The 19,951-nt window shown below is 61.6% G+C and carries 19 protein-coding genes; 13 read left to right on the forward strand and 6 right to left on the reverse strand.

What is annotated here, in order from left to right; all coding sequences use genetic code 11:
* Positions 1–114: 114 nt before the first annotated feature.
* Positions 115–810, reverse strand: coding sequence for a DNA-3-methyladenine glycosylase (locus JWU58_RS04205; RefSeq protein ID WP_024014453.1), 696 nt, complete (start codon positions 808–810; stop codon positions 115–117).
* A 177-nt stretch (positions 811–987) separates the two neighbouring features.
* Between JWU58_RS04205 and JWU58_RS04210 the strand changes: the two genes are divergently transcribed.
* The 13 genes from JWU58_RS04210 (at position 988) to JWU58_RS04270 (ending at position 13,549) form a co-directional block, all read left to right on the forward strand.
* Entirely contained in the window at positions 988–2,259 is a 1,272-nt protein-coding gene (locus JWU58_RS04210; RefSeq protein WP_206421514.1) for a glutamate-5-semialdehyde dehydrogenase, read from the forward strand.
* On the forward strand, positions 2,228–2,950 hold the full coding sequence (gene nadD / locus JWU58_RS04215) for a nicotinate-nucleotide adenylyltransferase (RefSeq protein ID WP_024014451.1): 723 nt from the start codon (positions 2,228–2,230) through the stop codon (positions 2,948–2,950). Before JWU58_RS04210 ends, nadD begins: the two co-directional genes overlap by 32 nt.
* A 72-nt stretch (positions 2,951–3,022) precedes the next feature.
* The gene (gene rsfS, locus JWU58_RS04220) at positions 3,023–3,517 is read left to right on the forward strand and encodes a ribosome silencing factor (RefSeq protein WP_016773024.1); all 495 of its coding nucleotides are present in this window, start codon (positions 3,023–3,025) and stop codon (positions 3,515–3,517) included.
* A 9-nt stretch (positions 3,518–3,526) separates the two neighbouring features.
* Positions 3,527–3,994 (forward strand): 23S rRNA (pseudouridine(1915)-N(3))-methyltransferase RlmH, encoded by a 468-nt coding sequence (rlmH, locus tag JWU58_RS04225; protein WP_011063671.1) that lies wholly within the window; start codon positions 3,527–3,529, stop codon positions 3,992–3,994.
* A gap of 10 nt (positions 3,995–4,004) precedes the next feature.
* Positions 4,005–5,900, forward strand: coding sequence for a penicillin-binding protein 2 (gene mrdA, locus JWU58_RS04230; protein WP_071173699.1), 1,896 nt, complete (start codon positions 4,005–4,007; stop codon positions 5,898–5,900).
* 31 nt (positions 5,901–5,931) lie between these two features.
* Positions 5,932–7,035: a rod shape-determining protein RodA gene (rodA, locus tag JWU58_RS04235; protein ID WP_206422158.1), complete on the forward strand. Its 1,104-nt coding sequence runs from the start codon at positions 5,932–5,934 to the stop codon at positions 7,033–7,035.
* Between the two features lie 17 nt (positions 7,036–7,052).
* Complete coding sequence (gene mltB, locus JWU58_RS04240) at positions 7,053–8,063, forward strand: lytic murein transglycosylase B (RefSeq protein ID WP_071173698.1); 1,011 nt, start codon at positions 7,053–7,055, stop codon at positions 8,061–8,063.
* Entirely contained in the window at positions 8,063–9,073 is a 1,011-nt protein-coding gene (locus tag JWU58_RS04245) for a septal ring lytic transglycosylase RlpA family protein (protein ID WP_016773027.1), read from the forward strand. The genes mltB and JWU58_RS04245 overlap by 1 nt, the downstream gene beginning before the upstream one ends.
* Before the next feature lie 187 nt (positions 9,074–9,260).
* Positions 9,261–10,418 carry a D-alanyl-D-alanine carboxypeptidase family protein gene (locus JWU58_RS04250; RefSeq protein ID WP_016773028.1) on the forward strand — a complete coding sequence of 386 codons (1,158 nt, stop codon included), beginning with the start codon at positions 9,261–9,263 and terminating at the stop codon, positions 10,416–10,418.
* Between the two features lie 86 nt (positions 10,419–10,504).
* Positions 10,505–10,780 carry a DUF493 domain-containing protein gene (locus JWU58_RS04255; protein WP_076564274.1) on the forward strand — a complete coding sequence of 92 codons (276 nt, stop codon included), beginning with the start codon at positions 10,505–10,507 and terminating at the stop codon, positions 10,778–10,780.
* Positions 10,780–11,427 carry a lipoyl(octanoyl) transferase LipB gene (gene lipB, locus JWU58_RS04260; RefSeq protein ID WP_016773030.1) on the forward strand — a complete coding sequence of 216 codons (648 nt, stop codon included), beginning with the start codon at positions 10,780–10,782 and terminating at the stop codon, positions 11,425–11,427. Before JWU58_RS04255 ends, lipB begins: the two co-directional genes overlap by 1 nt.
* Before the next feature lie 25 nt (positions 11,428–11,452).
* Positions 11,453–12,451: a lipoyl synthase gene (gene lipA, locus JWU58_RS04265; RefSeq protein WP_160768663.1), complete on the forward strand. Its 999-nt coding sequence runs from the start codon at positions 11,453–11,455 to the stop codon at positions 12,449–12,451.
* A 132-nt stretch (positions 12,452–12,583) separates the two neighbouring features.
* The gene (locus tag JWU58_RS04270) at positions 12,584–13,549 is read left to right on the forward strand and encodes a S66 peptidase family protein (protein WP_206421515.1); all 966 of its coding nucleotides are present in this window, start codon (positions 12,584–12,586) and stop codon (positions 13,547–13,549) included.
* A 100-nt stretch (positions 13,550–13,649) separates the two neighbouring features.
* On the opposite strand, the gene JWU58_RS04275 is transcribed toward JWU58_RS04270, so the two are convergent.
* The 5 genes from JWU58_RS04275 to leuS form a co-directional block, all read right to left on the reverse strand.
* A complete protein-coding gene (locus JWU58_RS04275) occupies positions 13,650–14,972 on the reverse strand; it encodes a lytic murein transglycosylase (RefSeq protein WP_123443274.1) in 1,323 nt (440 codons plus the stop codon).
* 61 nt (positions 14,973–15,033) lie between these two features.
* Positions 15,034–15,198 carry an alternative ribosome rescue factor ArfA gene (arfA, locus tag JWU58_RS04280; RefSeq protein ID WP_016773035.1) on the reverse strand — a complete coding sequence of 55 codons (165 nt, stop codon included), beginning with the start codon at positions 15,196–15,198 and terminating at the stop codon, positions 15,034–15,036.
* A 182-nt stretch (positions 15,199–15,380) separates the two neighbouring features.
* Positions 15,381–16,418: a DNA polymerase III subunit delta gene (gene holA / locus JWU58_RS04285; protein ID WP_016773036.1), complete on the reverse strand. Its 1,038-nt coding sequence runs from the start codon at positions 16,416–16,418 to the stop codon at positions 15,381–15,383.
* Between the two features lie 39 nt (positions 16,419–16,457).
* Complete coding sequence (locus JWU58_RS04290) at positions 16,458–17,063, reverse strand: LPS-assembly lipoprotein LptE (RefSeq protein WP_016773037.1); 606 nt, start codon at positions 17,061–17,063, stop codon at positions 16,458–16,460.
* Positions 17,064–17,151: 88 nt separating this feature from the next.
* Entirely contained in the window at positions 17,152–19,758 is a 2,607-nt protein-coding gene (gene leuS, locus JWU58_RS04295) for a leucine--tRNA ligase (protein ID WP_125918241.1), read from the reverse strand.
* Between the last annotated feature and the right edge of the window lie 193 nt (positions 19,759–19,951).

A 19,951-nucleotide genomic window follows, 5' to 3' on the forward strand; every position in this document is an offset into this window, starting at 1 on the left:
CAGACTATTGATGATTCCGGTAGGAGCTGCCGCAGGCTGCGATCTTTTGATCTTGTTTCTTTAAAGCAGAATCAAAAGATCGCAGCCTGCGGCAGCTCCTACAGGGGTAAGCGTTTACAGAAGGAAATAATCCCGGCCTTCGACCTGACCCCGTCGCAGCGGGTTCCGCGTGCACCATTGCGCATACGCAGCGTCAACGAAGCGATACATCAGGTGTTCATCACGGCCCAGCGGAATGCCCAGCCGGGTGGTTTGAATAATCTGCGAGGGTGCCGGCCCCGTATCTTCGACCAGCAGCAATTCATGATCGAAACGCTTGGCGTCCCACATCGGTACTTTTAAGCCCAATGCCTTGCACAACAACGTCTGCCCGGCGCAGAGCTTCTGCGTCGGCCGCGGTCGGCCCTGGGCATCGGGATTGTTCAGCAGCATCTGCGCCAGACTCGCCGGGCCGCTGACCTCGTCGACCCACGGATAGGCGGATTTGATCAGCACGGCATTGCCCGGACCTTGCGCACTGAAGTTCAGCGAATCACCGCCGCGGGCGTAGTACATATAGATGTGGCCGCCATCCAGAAACAAAGCCTTACGCTTTTCTGTGTAACCGAGCGAGGCATGACTGCCTTTTTCCGCGAAGTAATAGGCTTCAGTCTCGATGATTCGCGCACTCAGCCACAGATCACCGACGCGATGGCGGATGACTTTGCCGAGCAGCGCCTGCGCCAGAACCTGGGCGTCGCGGTCGAAAAAACTGTCCGGCAGGCCCACGGGCAGGCGCGCGGACTCGGGGCAAAGGGGCACGTTGGTCATGATGGGCAAGGTTTATCCAGGCTCAAGAGGTCGTGATGATAACAACGCTGAGCTTAATTACGTCTGAACGACGGGCAAACGCAGCTCATTTCGACCATCCGCCCGTCACCGCTGTTAGTCCCGGGACGCGACAGCTATAATCTGCCGCTTTCCTCTTTGCCAAGACCCCAGCAGACCATGACTGAGTCCGTTCTTGACTACATGACCCGATTGGGTCGCGCCGCCCGCGCTGCCTCCAAGGTCATCGGTCGCGCCAGCACCGCGCAGAAAAACCGCGCCTTGCAGGCTGCCGCCAATGCTCTGGACGCTGCGCGCGCCGAGCTGGCCGCTGCCAATGAGCTGGATCTGGCTGCCGGTCGCGCCAACGGTCTGGAGCCGGCGCTGCTGGAACGTCTGGAACTGACCCCTGCACGCATCGACGGCATGATCGTCGGCTTGCGTCAGGTCGCTGCACTGGCGGATCCGGTCGGCGCGATCCGCGACATGAGCTTCCGTCCGTCGGGCATTCAGGTCGGCAAGATGCGTGTACCGCTGGGCGTGATCGGAATCATCTACGAATCCCGTCCGAACGTGACCATCGATGCCGCCAGCCTGTGCCTGAAGTCCGGCAACGCGACCATCCTGCGCGGCGGCTCCGAGGCGATTCATTCCAATCGCGCGATTGCCGCGTGCATCCAGCGCGGTCTGGCCGAAGCCGAACTGCCCGCCGCTGTGGTGCAAGTGGTCGAAACCACTGACCGTGCCGCCGTCGGCGCGCTGATCAGCATGCCGGAATACGTCGACGTCATCGTGCCCCGTGGCGGTCGTGGCCTGATCGAACGCATCAGCCGCGATGCCCGCGTGCCGGTGATCAAGCATCTGGACGGCATCTGCCACGTTTACGTCAGCGAACACGCCGATCTGGCCAAAGCCCAGCGCATCGCTTTCAACGCCAAGACCTACCGTTATGGCATCTGCGGCGCGATGGAAACCCTGCTGGTCGATCAAGCTGTTGCCAGGGATTTCCTGCCGTCGATGGCCACGCAGTTCCGCGACAAAGGCGTCGAGCTGCGCGGTTGCGAGCGCACCCGGGCGATCATCGAAGCGGTCGCGGCCAGCGAAGACGACTGGCACACCGAGTACCTGGCGCCGATTCTGTCGATCCGCGTGGTCGACGGTCTGGAGCAGGCGATCGAACACATCAACCACTACGGCTCCCATCACACCGACTCGATCGTCAGCGAAAACCTCGCCGACACCCGCCGGTTCGTGGCGGAAGTCGACTCGGCCTCGGTGATGATCAACACGCCGACCTGCTTTGCCGATGGATTTGAATACGGATTGGGTGCCGAGATCGGCATTTCTACTGATAAGCTGCACGCCCGCGGCCCGGTCGGGCTCGAGGGGCTGACCTGCGAGAAGTACATCGTGGTCGGTGATGGCCAGTTGCGCGGCCAGGCGACGGTCTGACTTGACCGACCTCGACCTGACAGCGCCGCACACCGGCAGCGAGTCGCGCCCGCAACGCATTGGCGTGCTGGGCGGTACGTTCGACCCGGTGCACATCGGCCATTTGCGTGGCGCGCTGGAAGTTGTCGAAGCGCTGGCGCTGGATGAGTTGCGCCTGATGCCGAACGCGCGCCCGCCACATCGCGGGACGCCGCAGGTGTCGGCGCAGGATCGGCTGGCGATGGTCGAGTGCGCGGTGGCCGGATTGCCGCCGCTGGTGGTGGACGCCCGCGAATTGCAGCGGGACAAACCGTCCTGGACCATCGATACCCTGGAGTCGCTGCGCGCAGAGATGCCCGCCGAGACCCAGGTTTTTCTGCTTTTGGGCTGGGACGCATTTTGCGGCCTGCCCACTTGGCACCGCTGGGAAGAGTTGCTCCAGCATTGCCACATCCTGGTGCTACAGCGCCCGGACGCCGACAGCGAACCGCCGGATGCCTTGCGCAACCTGCTGGCAGCGCGTTCGGTGAGCGACCCGCTGGCCCTGAAAGGGCCGAGCGGACAGATTGCATTCGTCTGGCAGACACCGCTCGCGGTTTCCGCCACCCAGATCCGTCAACTGCTGGCCAGCGGTAAGTCGGTACGTTTCCTGGTGCCCGACGCGGTCCTGGCCTACATCGATGCGCACGGTCTGTATCGTGCGTCGAACTGAACAAGGCGTGCTTCACTGATACGGATCACCGTATCCCCAAGCCGCCGAATACATGAGCAAAACGAGTTACATATGACTGATAAAGATCTACCGAAAGTAAAGCGCAAAGGCACGTTCAAGAGCGCACCACTGCCGGAAGCCGTCAACACCAACGAGCCGCTCAAGGGCGACGAACTGGTCAAGATTGCCGTCGCTGCGCTGGAAGACGTCAAGGCCCAGGACATCCAGATCATTGATGTGCGCGACAAGCAGAGCATCACTGACTACATGATCATCGCCACCGGTACCTCCAATCGCCAGATCAACGCGATGCTGGACAAGGTCCGCGAGGAAGTGAAGAAGCAGGGCGCCAAGCCACTGGGCGAAGAAGGCAAGGGCGACAGCGACTGGGTTCTGCTCGACCTCGATCTGGTGATCGTGCACATGATGACTGCCTCGGCGCGTCAGTTCTACGACCTGGAGCGCCTGTGGGCCGGTGCCGAGCAAAGCCGTGCGGCCGATGCCAAGCACCACAGCCCGGAAAACACCCACGAGCATTTCACCAAGCTCAACAAAGACCAGTTCTAAGGGATCGCTGTGCGACTGCGCCTGATCGCCGTCGGTTCACGCATGCCCAAGTGGGTGGAAGAAGGCTGGCATGAATATGCCAAGCGTCTTCCGTCCGAGCTGGCGCTGGAACTGGTGGAAATTCCGCTCAACACCCGTGGCAAGAATGCCGACGTGGCCCGTTTCATCCGCCAGGAAGGCGAAGCCATGCTGGCCAAGGTCGGGCACAACGAGCGGATCGTCACGCTGGAGGTTCACGGCAAGCCGTGGAGCACCGAGCAACTGGCGGTCGAACTCGATCGCTGGCGCCTGGATTCGCGCACGGTCAACTTCATGGTCGGCGGCCCGGAAGGGCTGGCACCGGAAGTCTGTGCCCGCGCTGACCAGCGTTGGTCATTGTCGCCGCTGACCTTGCCGCACCCGCTGGTGCGGATCCTGATCGGCGAACAGTTGTACCGTGCCTGGACCGTGTTGTCCGGCCACCCTTACCACAAGTAAGCCTGCCCTCATGTCTCAGCCGATCCGCATCAAGGACCACGAAAAGGACGCCCGTCTGGTGCGCAGCCGTGTCGTGTTCGGTGCGATCGTGATTGTGGCGCTGATCTGTGTGTTGATCGCGCGTCTGTATTACCTGCAGGTGATCCAGTACGAGTACCACTCGACCCTGTCGGAAAATAACCGCGTCCATGTGCAGCCGATTCCGCCGACGCGCGGGCTGATTTTCGACCGCAATGGCGTAGTCGTGGCCGACAACCGGCCGAGCTTCAGCCTGAGCATGACCCGCGAGCGCTCCGGCGACTGGCAGCAGGTGCTCGATGTCATCGTCGAGGTGCTGGAGCTGACGCCCGAGGACCGGGTGATCTTCGAAAAACGCATGCGGCAGGGGCGCCGGCCGTTCGAGCCGGTGCCGATCCTGTTCGAGCTGACCGAAGAGCAGATCGCCCGGATTGCGGTGAACCAGTTCCGCCTGCCCGGGGTGGAAGTGGTCGCGCAACTGGTCCGGCATTACCCGCAGGGCGCGCACTTTGCGCATTCGGTGGGCTACATGGGGCGGATCAACGAGAAAGAGCTGAAGTCGCTGGATCCGGTCAACTACAGCGGCACCCACCATATCGGCAAGACTGGCATCGAGCGTTTCTACGAGCCGGAATTGCACGGTCAGGTCGGTTACGAGGAAGTCGAGACCAACGCCCGTGGCCGCGTATTGCGCGTGCTCAAGCGCACCGATCCGATTCCCGGCAAGGACATCGTCCTGAGCCTCGACATCAAGTTGCAGGAAGCCGCCGAGGCCGCACTGGGTGGGCGTCGTGGTGCGGTGGTGGCGCTCGATCCGAAGACCGGCGAAGTGCTGGCGATGGTCAGTCAGCCGAGTTTCGACCCCAACCTGTTCGTCACCGGCATCAGCTTCAAGGCCTACGCCGAGTTGCGTGATTCCATCGACCGGCCACTGTTCAACCGCGTGCTGCGTGGTCTGTATCCGCCGGGCTCGACGATCAAACCGGCGGTCGCAATTGCCGGTCTCGACGCTGGCGTAGTCACGGCTTCGAGCCGGGTGTTCGACCCGGGCTATTACATGCTGCCCAACTACGACCACAAGTATCGCAACTGGAACCGTACCGGTGACGGCTTCGTCGACCTCGACACGGCGATCATGCGGTCCAACGACACCTACTTCTATGACCTCGCGCACAAGCTCGGCATCGATCGGCTGTCGACCTATATGAACAAGTTCGGCATCGGCCAGAAGGTCTCGCTGGACATGTTCGAAGAATCCCCGGGCCTGATGCCGTCGCGCGAATGGAAACGCGCAACGCGCAAACAGGCGTGGTTCCCCGGCGAAACCCTGATTCTCGGGATCGGCCAGGGCTACATGCAGTCGACGCCGCTGCAACTGGCCCAGGCCACGGCGCTGGTGGCCAACAAAGGCATCTGGAATCGTCCGCACTTGGCCAAGTCTCTCGACGGGGTGAAACCGGTGGATGAAAACCCGATGCCGAACATCGTCCTGCGCGACCCGTCCGACTGGAACAAGGTCAACCACGGCATGCAGCAGGTGATGCACGGTGCCCGTGGTACCGCGCGCAAAGCGGCGATCGGCGCGCAATACCGCATCGCCGGCAAGTCCGGTACCGCGCAGGTGGTGGCGATCAAGCAGGGCGAGAAATACGACCGCTCCAAGGTCCAGGAACGCCACCGCGACCACGCCCTGTTCGTCGGCTTCGCCCCGGCCGATGATCCGAAAATCGTCGTGTCGGTTATGGTCGAGAACGGTGAGTCCGGTTCCGGCGTTGCCGCGCCAGTGGTGCGCCAGGTCATGGACGCCTGGTTGCTCGACCAGGATGGCCACCTGAAAGCCGAGTACGCCAGCCCAATCACTGCGGAGGCCCCGGCCCGTGATGAATAATTTCGATCGCATGCTCTCCAGCGAGGATGTGATGCGTCGCCGCGCGACGTTGCTGCAAAGACTGCATATCGATGGCCCGCTGTTGATCCTGTTGCTGATTCTCGCCGCCGGCAGCCTGTTCGTGCTGTATTCGGCCAGCGGCAAGAGCTGGGAGCTGCTCGGCAAGCAGGCCACATCCTTCGGCATCGGCCTGGTGGCGATGATTGTCATCGCCCAGTTCGAGCCGCGTTTCATGGCCCGCTGGGTGCCGCTCGGTTACGTGATCGGCGTGATATTGCTGATCGTCGTCGACATCATGGGCCACAACGCCATGGGCGCCACCCGCTGGATCAACATCCCCGGGGTGATCCGCTTCCAGCCCTCGGAATTCATGAAGATCCTGATGCCGGCAACCATCGCCTGGTACCTGTCCAAACGCACGCTGCCGCCGCAGCTCAAGCACGTCGGCATCAGCCTGATGCTGATTGGCGTGCCGTTCATTCTGATCGTGCGCCAGCCGGATCTCGGTACCTCGCTGCTGATTCTCGCCGGTGGCGCCTTCGTCCTGTTCATGGGCGGCCTGCGCTGGCGCTGGATTCTCAGCGTGCTGGCGGCGGCGGTGCCGGTGTCGGTGGCGATGTGGTTCTTCGTCATGCACGACTATCAGAAGCAGCGGGTCCTGACTTTCCTCGACCCGGAAAGCGACCCGCTCGGTACCGGCTGGAACATCATTCAGTCCAAAGCCGCAATCGGTTCCGGTGGCGTATTCGGCAAAGGCTGGCTGCTCGGCACCCAGTCACACCTGGACTTTCTCCCGGAAAGCCACACCGACTTCATCATTGCTGTGCTTGGCGAAGAGTTCGGTCTGGTGGGGATTTGCGCGCTGCTGCTGATCTATCTGTTGTTGATCGGTCGCGGGCTGGTGATCACCGCTCAGGCGCAAACGCTGTTCGGCAAATTGCTCGCCGGCGCGTTGACCATGACTTTTTTTGTTTACGTTTTCGTCAACATCGGTATGGTCAGTGGCCTGTTGCCGGTCGTGGGGGTGCCGTTGCCGTTCATTAGCTACGGAGGAACTTCGCTGGTGACGCTGCTGTCAGCGTTTGGGGTTTTGATGTCGGTCCATACCCATCGCAAGTGGATCGCACAGGTTTGAATAAGGTGAAGAGTGCAATGCAAGTAATGCGTGGCTGGGCGACTCGATGCGCGCCGCTGGTTGGCCTGATGGGCCTGCTGGGGAGCGTGCAGGAAGCGCTGGCCGGCGACTATGAAGGCTCGCCGCAGGTGGCCGAATTCGTCGGCGAAATGACCCGCGACTACGGTTTCGCCGGTGAACAACTGATGGGTGTGTTCCGCGAGGCGCAACGCAAGCAGTCGATTCTCGACGCCATCTCCAGACCCGCCGAACGGGTCAAGCAGTGGAATGAATATCGCCCGATGTTCATCACTGACGCGCGTATCGCCCGGGGTGTCGACTTCTGGCGTCAGCATGAGGCGACCCTGGCCCGTGCCGAGCAGGAATACGGCGTGCCGGCACAAGTGATCGTGTCGATCATCGGCGTCGAGACCTTTTTCGGACGTAATACCGGTAATTTCCGCGTGATCGATGCCTTATCGACCCTCGGCTTCGACTATCCTCCCCGTGCCGAATTTTTCCGCAAGGAACTGCGTGAGTTCCTCCTGCTGGCCCGTGAAGAGCAGGTCGACCCGCTGACCCTGAAAGGCTCGTACGCCGGGGCCATGGGCCTGCCGCAGTTCATGCCGAGCAGCTTTCGCGCCTACGCGGTGGACTTCGACGGTGATGGCCACATCAATATCTGGAACAACCCGGACGATGCCATTGGCAGCGTCGCCAGCTACTTCAAGCGCCACGGCTGGGTCGCCGGCGAGCCGGTGGTCAGCCGCGCCGATGTGCGCGGCGAGCAGGCCGATGAAGGCCTGACCACCGGTATCGAACCAGTGAAGACGGTCGCAGAGTTGCGGGGGCTGGGCTGGTCAAGTCATGATGCGCTGCGCGATGATATGCCGGTTACCGCATTTCGCCTCGAAGGCGACAACGGCCCTGAATACTGGATGGGCCTGCAGAATTTCTACGCGATCACGCGTTATAACCGCAGCGTGATGTACGCCATGGCCGTACATCAACTGTCTGAACAGCTGGTACAAGCACGGGGCGTCAAGTAATGCAGGCATTGCCTAACAATAAACCCCTGAAGCTGGTGGCTTTCGCTGCGTTGGCAGTTCTGGTCGCCAGTTGCACGACCAGCCGTACGCCGACGCAGAAAACCCCGTCCACCGCTGTCCGCGCCCAACCGGGCCTGGACATCAACCGCGCGCACAAAGACGGCGCGCCGTGGTGGGATGTCGATGTTTCGCGCATCCCGGATGCGACACCGACCCTGCACACCGGCCCGTACAAGGCCAATCCGTACACCGTGCTGGGCAAGACCTATTTTCCGTTGCAGGAATCCAAGACCTACGTGGCTTCGGGCACGGCGTCCTGGTACGGCACCAAGTTTCATGGTCAGAACACCGCCAACGGCGAAGTGTATGACCTGTACGGCATGAGTGCCGCGCACAAGACCTTGCCGCTGCCAAGTTACGTTCGGGTGACCAACCTGGACAACAACAAGACCGTGATCCTGCGCGTCAACGACCGTGGGCCGTTCTACTCCGATCGCATCATCGACTTGTCCTACGCAGCGGCGAAGAAGCTCGGCTATGCCGAAACCGGCACCGCGCGGGTCAAGGTCGAAGGCATCGATCCGCAGCAGTGGTGGGCGGCCAAGGGCCGTCCGGCGCCGCTGATGCTCAACGAGCCGCAAGTGGCGCAGAATAGCGCGCCAGTGATTACGGCTTCGGCCGGCACCGTCGAGCAATGGACACCGCCGCCGCAGCAACACGCCGCGGCCGTGGTGCCCGTGCAGATCGATGCAAAAAAAAACGCTTCTGCACCAGCGTCTGGCCAGTATCTGCAGGTGGGCGCGTTCGCCAACCCGGACGCTGCCGAGCTGCTGAGGTCGAAGCTCAGCGGGATGGTGAGCGCGCCGGTGTTCATCAGCTCGATCGTGCGCAATCAGCAGACCCTGCACCGGGTACGCCTGGGGCCGATCGGCTCGCCGGGTGAGATCGCCCAGGTGCAGAACAGTGTGCGGCTGGCCAATCTGGGTTCGCCCAGCGTGGTCACCGAGTAACACGTAGACCTTGATTGACGGTTCACTTGCGGTATTCGGGGGGTGAACCAGGTTGTTGGCTCGTCGAAGAACAAAAGCCCGGCAAGGGTGACTGGAGTGAGCAACTGAATACGCGATGGCCCGTTAGAAGGCTGTCTGAATAAGTTTTGCCTTCGGGCAAGTTTCCATTAGCGATTTCGAGAGACGGATGAACATCACCACCTTTGCCAAACGCCTGTGTCTGCTAGTCCCGCTGCTCCTCTCGCCAGCCGCCTTCGCGGCCGAGATGATGCCGTCGCCACCACAACTGGCCGCCAAGGCCTATGTTCTGATGGATGCCAGCAGCGGCAACGTGCTGGTCGAAAACAACGGCGACCAGCGTCTGCCACCGGCCAGCCTGACCAAGCTGATGACCGCGTACATCGCGACCCTGGAAATCCGTCGCGGCCAGATCGGTGAAAACGATCCGGTGACCGTCAGCGAAAATGCCTGGCGCACCGGCGGTTCGCGGATGTTCATCAAGGTCGGTTCGCAGGTCACTGTCAGCGACTTGCTGCACGGCATCATCATCCAGTCCGGTAACGACGCCAGCGTCGCCCTGGCCGAGCACATCGCCGGCAGCGAAGACGCCTTCGCCGACCTGATGAACAAGACCGTCACCGAACTGGGCATGACCAATACCCACTTCATGAACCCGACCGGTCTGCCAAACCCTGAGCACTACTCGTCGGCGCACGACATGGCGATACTGGCCCGTGCGATCATCCACGAAGACCCGGCTCACTATGCGATCTACTCGCAGAAAGAGTTCTTCTGGAACGGCATCAAGCAGCCTAACCGCAACCTGCTGCTGTGGCGCGACAAGACCGTTGACGGTCTGAAAACCGGCCACACCGATGAAGCCGGCTACTGCATGGTGTCTTCGGCTGTACGTGATGGCCAGCGCCTGATCGCCGTGGTGTTCGGCACCAACAGCGAAGTGGCCCGCGCGGCTGAAACCCAGAAGCTGCTGACCTACGGTTTCCGCTTCTTCGAAACCCAGACCTTCTATCAGAAGGGCACTGAGCTGGCGCAGGCGCCGGTATGGAAAGGCACCACCAGCCAAGTCAAGGCCGGCCTGGCGCAAGACCTGACCATGACTCTGCCAAAAGGCCAGCTGAAGAAGCTCGCTGCCAGCATGACCATGAACCCGCAACTGGTTGCGCCAATCGCCAAGGGCGACGTGATCGGTAAAGTCGAAGTCAAACTGGAAGACAAGGTGGTGCACAGCGCTGACCTGATCGCTCTGGACGGCGTCGAGGAGGGTGGTATCTTCCGCCGCATGTGGGATAGCATCCGTCTATTCTTCTACGGCTTGTTCAACTGATTTTGTGTTGACCTGCATGGCCCCGCCCCGATCCGGTGCGGGGCCATGTGCGTTACCACGGCTTGCGCTATAGAGGCCGTTACGCCATGACCGATACCGAAGTACAGGCGCCAAAGATCGAATTTCCCCAGACTGATTACCCGATCAAGGTGATCAGCGATACGGGCGTCGGCCGCAAGGACGAGATCATCGAGATCGTCAAGAAACACGCGACCATTAATGACGAGCGCATCGACGAGCGTCAGAGCAGCACCGGTAAGTACACCACCATCCAGCTGCACATCGTCGCCACCGATCAGGATCAGCTGTACAACATCAACAGCGAACTGCGGGCGACCGGCTTCGTGCACATGGTGTTGTGATGCACGGCACGCTGGGCTTTCGCGAGCTGGGCCAGATGGCTTACGAGCCGGTCTGGCATGCCATGCAACGTTTCACCAATGAGCGCGGCACTGCTGCCGCCGACGAAATCTGGCTCGTCGAACACCCGCCGGTGTTCACCCAGGGCCAGGCCGGCAAGGCCGAACACCTGTTGCTGCCGGGAGATATTCCGGTGGTGCAGGTCGATCGTGGCGGCCAAGTGACTTATCATGGCCCCGGGCAACTGGTGGCTTATCTGTTACTGGATGTACGCAAGCTGGGTTTCGGCGTGCGTGATCTGGTCAGCCGCATGGAAGCCTGCCTGATCGAACTGCTGGCCAGCTACGGCGTCACCGCCGCCGCCAAGCCAGATGCTCCCGGCGTATACGTCGATGGAGCGAAAATCGCTTCTCTGGGTTTGCGCATTCGCCACGGTTGTTCCTTTCATGGCCTGGCCCTGAACGTGGATATGAACCTGGAACCGTTTCGACGGATTAATCCCTGCGGCTACGCCGGGCTGGCCATGACCCAGCTGAGCGATCACGCAGGATCGATTGAATTTGCCGAGGTAAGTGCCCGGCTGCGCGCGCAGCTCGTCAAACACCTCGACTATGCTGAGCAGACGACCCTCACGGGCGGAATCGACTGATATGACTACTGATGCAGTGCAAACCATGATCCCGACGCTCGACGTGACCGAGCGCCCGGCCCCGCGTCCCAAGGTTGAAGCCGGCGTCAAGCTGCGCGGCGCCGAGAAGGTTGCACGCATCCCGGTCAAGATCATTCCGACCACCGAACTGCCGAAGAAACCCGACTGGATCCGCGTGCGCATCCCGGTTTCGCCGGAAGTCGACCGCATCAAGAGCCTGCTGCGCAAGCACAAGCTGCACAGTGTCTGCGAAGAAGCGTCCTGCCCGAACCTCGGCGAATGCTTCTCCGGCGGCACTGCGACCTTCATGATCATGGGCGACATCTGCACCCGTCGCTGCCCGTTCTGCGACGTTGGCCACGGTCGTCCGAAGCCACTGGACGTCAACGAGCCGGAAAGCCTGGCCATCGCCATCGCCGACCTCAAGCTCAAATACGTGGTGATCACGTCGGTTGACCGTGACGACCTGCGTGACGGCGGTGCCCAGCACTTTGCCGACTGCATCCGCGAAATCCGCAAACTGTCGCCGAACGTTCAGCTCGAGACCCTGGTCCCGGACTACCGTGGCCGCATGGACATCGCCCTGGAAATCACCGCCGCCGAGCCGCCGGATGTGTTCAACCACAACCTGGAAACCGTGCCGCGCCTGTACAAGGCTGCGCGTCCGGGCTCGGATTACCAGTGGTCGCTGACCCTGCTGCAACGCTTCAAGCAGATGATGCCGCATATCCCGACCAAGTCCGGCCTGATGCTGGGTCTGGGCGAGACCGACGAGGAAGTCATCGAAGTCATGAAGCGCATGCGCGAACACGACATCGACATGCTGACCCTCGGTCAATACCTGCAACCGTCGCGCAGTCACTTGCCGGTGCAGCGTTTCGTGCACCCGGACACCTTCGCCTGGTTCGCCGAAGAAGGTTACAAGATGGGCTTCAAGAACGTCGCTTCGGGCCCGCTGGTACGTTCTTCGTACCATGCCGACGAGCAGGCGAAGCTGGTCAAGGCCGAGCTGCTGGGTTCCTGATTCACTGCTGATGTAAAAATGCCCGCCGAGGACGGTTCCTCGGCGGGCATTTTTTTGCCTGAGACAAGGGGCTTTTGTTTGTCTCTTCAGCTGACTACTGTGTGCGCATGACTTTACCGCTGGAGCCCAAGGATGACCGTTCGACCGAGCCACACCCTGATTGCCCACCGAGCCGTACCGGCGCTGCCCTCCGAAGGGACGATTGGCGTCATCGCGCCTGCCGGCCCCGGCGCCCTCGATACTGAAAAAGCGCTGCAATGGATGCGCGCGCGCGGCTATGGGCTGAAGGTGTTTCCGGGTGTCTATGAGAAGGACGGCTACCTCGCCGGCAGTGACGACGTACGCCTGCGCGATCTGCACGCGGCGTTCGCTGACCCCGAAGTCGACGCGATCATTTGCCTGCGCGGCGGCTACGGCACGCCGCGTCTGCTGGACCGAATCGATTACGACCTGCTCAGCCGGCATGCCAAGCCGTTTGTCGGCTATAGCGACGTCACCGCGCTGCACCTGGCCATCAGTCGCTACGCCGGGTTTGTGACCTTTCACGGCCCGCTGCTCAATGCCGACCTGCTAGGCGACAAGGAGCCGCCGACCGTTACATCATTCTTCGCTATGCTGCGCGGGCAAATGAAGTCAGGGAGTGTGCTGAGCCATCCGGCGGCTTATCCGTTATCCACCGTCGAACCGGGCATCGCTCACGGGCGTTTGCTCGGCGGTAATCTGGCGATGATTGCTGCAACCCTCGGCACGCCCTACGAGATTGATGTCGAAGGGGTGATTCTGTTTATCGAAGACATCAACGAGCCGCTGTATCGCATTGATCGGCTGCTGACCCAGATGCGTCTGGCCGGCAAGCTGGCCAGACTGCGCGGTGTGCTGGTCGGTGATATAGCCGGGGTGGAGGTCGACGCGCTGAATCGTCTGCTCAAGCAAACCTTTGAGCCGTTGCGAATTCCGGTGTTGTCGGGCTGGCGCAGTGGCCATTGCGACCCGAACCTGACACTGCCGTTGGGCGCGCTGGTGCGCCTGGATGCGGGGAAGCAGGAGTTGCTGCTGGAGCAGGATGTGGTGATCAAGGCTGAAACGGTTATTGCCTGACAGTCAGTCTTCGCGAGCAGGCTCGCTCCCACATTGGAATACGGTCAACTGTGGGAGCGAGCCTGCTCGCGAAAGCGATATCCGCCATACGGCGGTCTTTCTATTGGTTGCGCAGGCTCTCAAGCAACTTGTGCGTCGGATAGCCATCCGCCGGCCAGCCCAGCGCCTGCTGGGCACTGCGAATGGCCTTGCGGGTATTGGCGCCGATAATCCCGTCCGCCGTGCCGGCGTCATAATTACGCGCGCTCAATAGCGTCTGCAGTTCGATGCGCTCGGTGCGGCTCAGCGGCAGATCATCTTTCGGCCAGTCGCCATTGATCAGGCCCGCGCCTTCAAAGCGCTCGGACAACAGGCTCACCGCCAGCGCATACGACGACGAATTGTTGTACTTGAGAATCGCCCGGAAGTTGTCGAGGATCAGGAACGCCGGGCCGCGATAACCGGCCGGCAGCAGCAGGGCGGCGGACAGTTGTTCGGATCCGGCTGGCACCTGCGCGCCGTTTGGCAGGTTCACACCCAGTTGCCGCCATTCGGCGACGCTTTTGCGAATCGCGCCATCGGCCAGGGTGTAGTTGAAGCCGCTCGGCAATTGCACTTCAAAACCCCACGGCTGGCCGCGTTGCCAGCCCGAGCTTTGCAGGTAATGCGCGGTCGAGGCCAGCGCATCGGCCGGGCTGCCCCAGATGTCGCGGCGACCGTCACCGTCAAAGTCCACGGCGTGGGTGTTGTAAGTGGTCGGAATGAACTGGGTCTGGCCCATCGCGCCGGCCCAGGAGCCGAGCATTTTCTCCGGGGTGATATCGCCCTGTTGCAGAATCTGAAGGGCGGCAATCAATTGCGCGTGAGCAAAGCCAGGACGACGGCCTTCGTAGGCAAGGGTGGCCAGCGAGTTGATCACCGACTTGCTGCCCTGAAACTGACCGAAATTGCTTTCCATGCCCCACACCGACACCAGCGCCTGGCGATCAACGCCATAGCGCTGCTCGATGCTTTGCAGAATGTCAGCGTACTGGTTGATCAACGCCTGGCCCTTGCGGACGCGCAGTGGTGACAGCGCACCATCGAGGTATTCCCACACCGGGCGGGAAAACTCCGGCTGACTGCGATCGGCACGGATCACGCTGGCGTCGAAGCTGATGTTGGCAAATGCCTGATCGAACAGCTCGGGGCGAATCCCGGCGGCGAGGGCGTCCTTGCGGAAGCCCGCCTGCCATTCGGCAAAGGTCTGGGTCGGTTGAATATCGAGCGGGTCGGCGGACGGCACTACCGGCGGAATGATCGCTGGGGCCGTGGTAACCGGGGCGGCTTGAAGCGGTTGTGCATCGGCGGCGGTGGGTTTTTCCGCGCAGGCGACAAGCAGAATGAAGCTGGAGGCAGCGATCAATTGGCGCACGGGCCAACGACGGGAAAGACTTGGGGGCATGCACAGTTCCAGGGGAAACGAATCAGGTGCAGACCTTAACATGAGCGAGGGGTAGTGCGCTTCAGGCAGCCAGAAAGTAAAAAGCCTCCCGGTTGTCAGACCGGAAGGCTTCGCGGCGGTAGCTGCCTTTGCCCTTGGCGGGTCGTTCCTGGCGGCTGCGGAACAAGGGCTGGGCGACGATGGATTTGGCCTTGTTGGGGCCATGCTTTGCTGGCTTTTTGCTCATGAGGGTTCTCTGGATTGAGTGGGTTTGGCGCGGCAAATAATCTGCCGATGTTGGGCGTCTGTCCAGTGCCTGTTGTGTAGGAATGTTCTGGCGCTTTCGCGAGCAAGCTCGCTCCCACATTTGGAATGCTTTTCAATGTGGGAGCGAGCTTGCTCGCGAATGGCCGTTATGCGGGAAACAGGTTATTCGGCAGGAAGTGTCAGGCGCTGGCCAGCCATCAACAACGCCAGACGACTCAAGCTCATCCACGGCGAACCCGCCGCCTGGCCCTTGATCTGCGCATCGATACGCTGCGCTTCGAGCAGCAATTGCGCCCAGCGTTGCGCCGAGTAGCGTTGCAAAGCCTTGCTCATCAGCGGCTTGCGCTTGTCCCAGACCGGCGGTTTCGACTGGCTGAAACACTTGTCCAGTGGCGTGCCCTGGCTGTATTGCAGGGAAATGTTGGCCAGCAGGCGCAACTCCCGCGCCAGTGCCCAGAGGATCACCGGCGGTTCGACGCCTTCGCCGCGCAGGCCCTCAAGCATGCGCAAGGCGTGGGCCGGTTCGCCGTTGAGCACCGCGTCGGTCAGGCCGAACACGTCAAACCGGGCACTGTCGGCCACGGCGGCCTGCACGGTTTCAACGGTGATCTGCCCACCTTCGGCCATCAACTTGAGCTTTTCGATTTCCTGGGCGGCGGCGAGCAGGTTGCCTTCGACACGCGCGGCAATCAATTCGACGGCGTCCTGACTGGCCGACAAGCCTGCCTGGGACAGGCGCTGACGAATCCAGCTCGGCAGCTGATTGGCATCCACCGGCCAGATCTGCACAAACTGGGTCTGTTGGCCTTCGACCAGTGCCTTGCCCCACTTGGTTTTCTGCGCGCTGCCATCGAGCTTCGGCAAGCTGATCAGCAGGACAGTGTCTTCAGCGGGGCGTGAGCAGTATTCGATCAGCGCAGCGGCGCCTTTGTCGCCAGGTTTACCGGACGGCAGGCGCAGTTCCAGCAGGCGTTTTTCGGCGAACAGCGACATGCTTGCGCCGGCCTGCAACAACGTACCCCAATCGAAATTGGCGTCTGCGGCGAACACTTGGCGTTCGTCGAAACCTTGCTGACGGGCAGCGGTGCGGATGGCGTCGGCGGCTTCCTGACACAGCAACGGATCATCGCCGCTGATGATGTAGACCGGCGCGAGTGCGCCTTGCAGGTGTTTGCCGAGTTGCGCGGGTGCGAGCTTCATAAAGAAGGGCGAGCGGGGCGCCTGAGCGCCCCGACCGTCTTACTGCTGCGGGATTTCGAGCGGCGACTGACGCGGAGTTTCCGCCTCAGCCTTCTGCGCCGCTTCCAGCGCATCGGCTTCAGCCTTGGCGCGGTCGTTGGCGGTTTGCTGCAGTTGCTGCAACTGGCCCGGGGTCAGCTGCGACAGGCGCAGCATCATGCGCTGCACCAGCTCGCGACGGATTTCATGACGGGCGTCGTTGGCTTCCTGATCGGAGCCGACGAGGTTGTTGCCGTCGTGAATGAACACCTTCTGCACTTCGAGCTTGTCGCTAAGCAGGGACAGGTCTTTGTCGCCGCGGATGTCATAGCTCAGCACAGTGTTGACCTGATACTCGCCTGTGCGCCCGGCACCGGCATAGCTGAGAATGCGCTGGCTTTCCTGTTCGTCAGCCAGATACAGCTTGTACGGCGCGCCTGTGTAGACCTTGACGCCGCTGGACTCCAGCGTCTGACGCAGCTGTCTTACGGTTTCGCCATAAGCGTTACGCGCGCTCAGGTCGATTTCCTTGATCGACAGTTCGTTGGTGCCGGTACCACGCAACTGGAAACCGCAGGCGCTCAGCAGAACGGCGAGGCCCATCACCAGCAGATTGCGTTTGATCATTGTGTTGCTCCCCTTGAAACCAGGTGAGCCGACTCTGCGGCCCGAAAGGTTTTACTGGCTGCCAGGCGAGCCTGGCAGCCGATCCAATTTAGCTGGCGACGATGTTGACCAGTTTGCCCGGCACCACGATCACTTTGCGAATGGTCAGGCCGTCGACGAAACGCAGCACGTTTTCGTTGATGCGTGCAGCGGCTTCGATCTCTTCGCGGGTGGCGCTGGCCGGCATTTCGATCTGCCCGCGCAGCTTGCCGTTGACCTGAATGACCAAGGTCAGGTTGTCCTGCACCAAGGCACTTTCGTCCACGGCCGGCCAGCCTGCATCGATCACCGCATCGGCGTGACCCAACTGCTTCCACAGTTCGTGGCTGATGTGCGGGGTGATCGGCGCCAGCAGCAGGGTCACCGCTTCCAGGCCTTCGTGCAGCAGCGCGCGGTCCTGTTCGGTGCCTTGGGCGGCTTTTTCCAGCACGTTCATCAGCGTCATCACCTGAGCGATGGCGGTGTTGAATTTGTGGTTCTGGCCGACGTCATGGCTGGCCTGCTTGATCGCCAGGTGAATCGCACGACGCACGGTTTTCTGTTCGTCGTTCAGAGCGGCGATATCCAGTTTGCCCGGCAGGCCCTGGGTGACGTGGGCTTGCGCCAGACGCCAGACGCGCTTGAGGAAACGGTGCGAACCTTCAACGCCGGAATCGGACCATTCCGCGCTCATGTCAGGCGGCGAGGCGAACATCATGAACAGGCGGCAGGTGTCGGCACCGAACTGGTCGATCATCGACTGCGGGTCGACGCCGTTGTTCTTCGACTTGGCCATCTTCTCGGTACCGCCGATTTCCACCGGCAGGCCGTCGGATTTCAGCTTGGCGCTGATGACCTTGGCTTTGCTGTCACGCTCAAGTTCCACGTCTGCCGGGTTGAACCAGGTGTAAGCACCGTTGGCTTCGCGACGATAGTAGGTCTCGGCGATCACCATGCCCTGGGTCAGCAGGTTCTTGAACGGCTCGTTGGAGCTGACCAGACCTTCGTCGCGCATCAACTTGTGGAAGAAGCGCGCGTAGAGCAGGTGCAGAATGGCGTGTTCGATACCACCGATGTACTGATCCACCGGCAGCCAGTGATCGGCTGCGGATTTCTCCACCAAACCGCCCTCGAAGTGCGGCGAGGCGTAGCGGGCGTAGTACCACGACGACTCGACGAAGGTGTCCATGGTGTCGGTTTCACGTTTGGCCGGCGCGCCGCATTTCGGGCAGCTGCACTCATAGAACTCGGGCATGCGCGCCAGCGGCGAACCGGCGCCGTCCGGCACCACGTCTTCCGGCAATACGACCGGCAGTTGATCTTCCGGCACCGGCACGTCGCCGCAGGTGGCGCAGTGGATGATCGGGATCGGGCAGCCCCAGTAGCGCTGGCGGCTGATGCCCCAGTCGCGCAGGCGGAACTGGGTGCGCGAGGCGCCCAGCTCTTTCTTGATCAGGGCCACTTCCATGGCGTCGAACGCGCCGGCGAAGTCGAGACCGTCGAACTCACCGGAGTTGATCAGCGTGCCGTGCTCGCCATAGGCGTCCAGCCACGGCGCCGGGTTGGTGTCACCGGAACTGGTGCGCACCACCGATTTCACCGGCAGGTTGTACTTGTGAGCGAATTCGAAATCGCGCTCGTCGTGCGCCGGCACCGCCATGACTGCGCCGTCGCCGTAGTGCATCAGCACGTAGTTGGCGACCCACACCGGCAGCTTCTCGCCGGTCAGCGGGTGCTCGACGAACAGGCCGGTCGGCAGGCCTTTCTTTTCCTGAGTGGCGACGTCTGCTTCGGCAACGCTGCCGCCCTTGCATTCAGCGATGAACGCTTGCAGCTCGGGATTGTTCTGCGCGGCCAGGGTGGCCAGCGGGTGCTCGGCTGCGACGGCGACGTAGGTCGCGCCCATCAGGGTGTCCGGACGAGTGGTGAAGACTTTCAGGGTGCCGGCTTCGCCGATCGAATCGACGTTGTACGGGAACTGCACTTCCATGCCACGGGACTTGCCGATCCAGTTGCGCTGCATGGTCTTGACCTGTTCCGGCCAGCCAGTCAGTTCGTCGAGGCTTTCCAGCAGCTCGTCGGCGTAAGCGGTGATCTTGAAGTAGTACATCGGGATTTCGCGCTTTTCGATCAGCGCGCCGGAGCGCCAGCCACGGCCGTCGATGACTTGCTCGTTGGCCAGAACGGTCTGGTCGACCGGGTCCCAGTTCACGGTGCCGTTTTTACGGTAGATCACGCCTTTTTCGAACAGGCGGGTGAACAGCCATTGTTCCCAGCGGTAGTAGTCCGGCTTGCAGGTGGTCACTTCACGGGACCAGTCCACCGCGAGGCCGAGGCTGCGCAGCTGCGACTTCATGTAGGCGATGTTCTCGTAGGTCCACTTGGCGGGCGCTACGTTGTTTTTCATTGCGGCGTTTTCCGCCGGCATGCCGAACGCATCCCAACCCATGGGCTGCAGAACATTTTTGCCCTGCATGCGCTGGTAGCGCGAGATCACGTCGCCAATGGTGTAGTTGCGCACGTGGCCCATGTGCAGCTTGCCGCTGGGGTAAGGGAACATCGACAGGCAGTAGTAGGTTTCCTTGCCTGGCTGTTCACTGACTTCAAAGGACTTTTGCTCATCCCAGAACGACTGGGCGGCGGCTTCGATCTCACGTGGCTGATATTGTTCGTGCATGGCTACTTTTGTACTGGATAGGGGTGGCCTAATCCTCTTCGACGGCGGCATACGGGATGGCCCGGCTGCGCTGGAAGTGGAATGACAGGAAGCGCCGTAGCATACATGACCGCGCTTGGCCGAGGGAAACCCTGATTACAGCTGTTTGCCCGAGCTTTTGGACGACGAGGGCCGTTGGTCGCGGCGTGTAGCC

Origin of the sequence: Pseudomonas atacamensis, from assembly GCF_017167965.1 — a bacterium.
Lineage (GTDB): Bacteria > Pseudomonadota > Gammaproteobacteria > Pseudomonadales > Pseudomonadaceae > Aquipseudomonas > Aquipseudomonas atacamensis.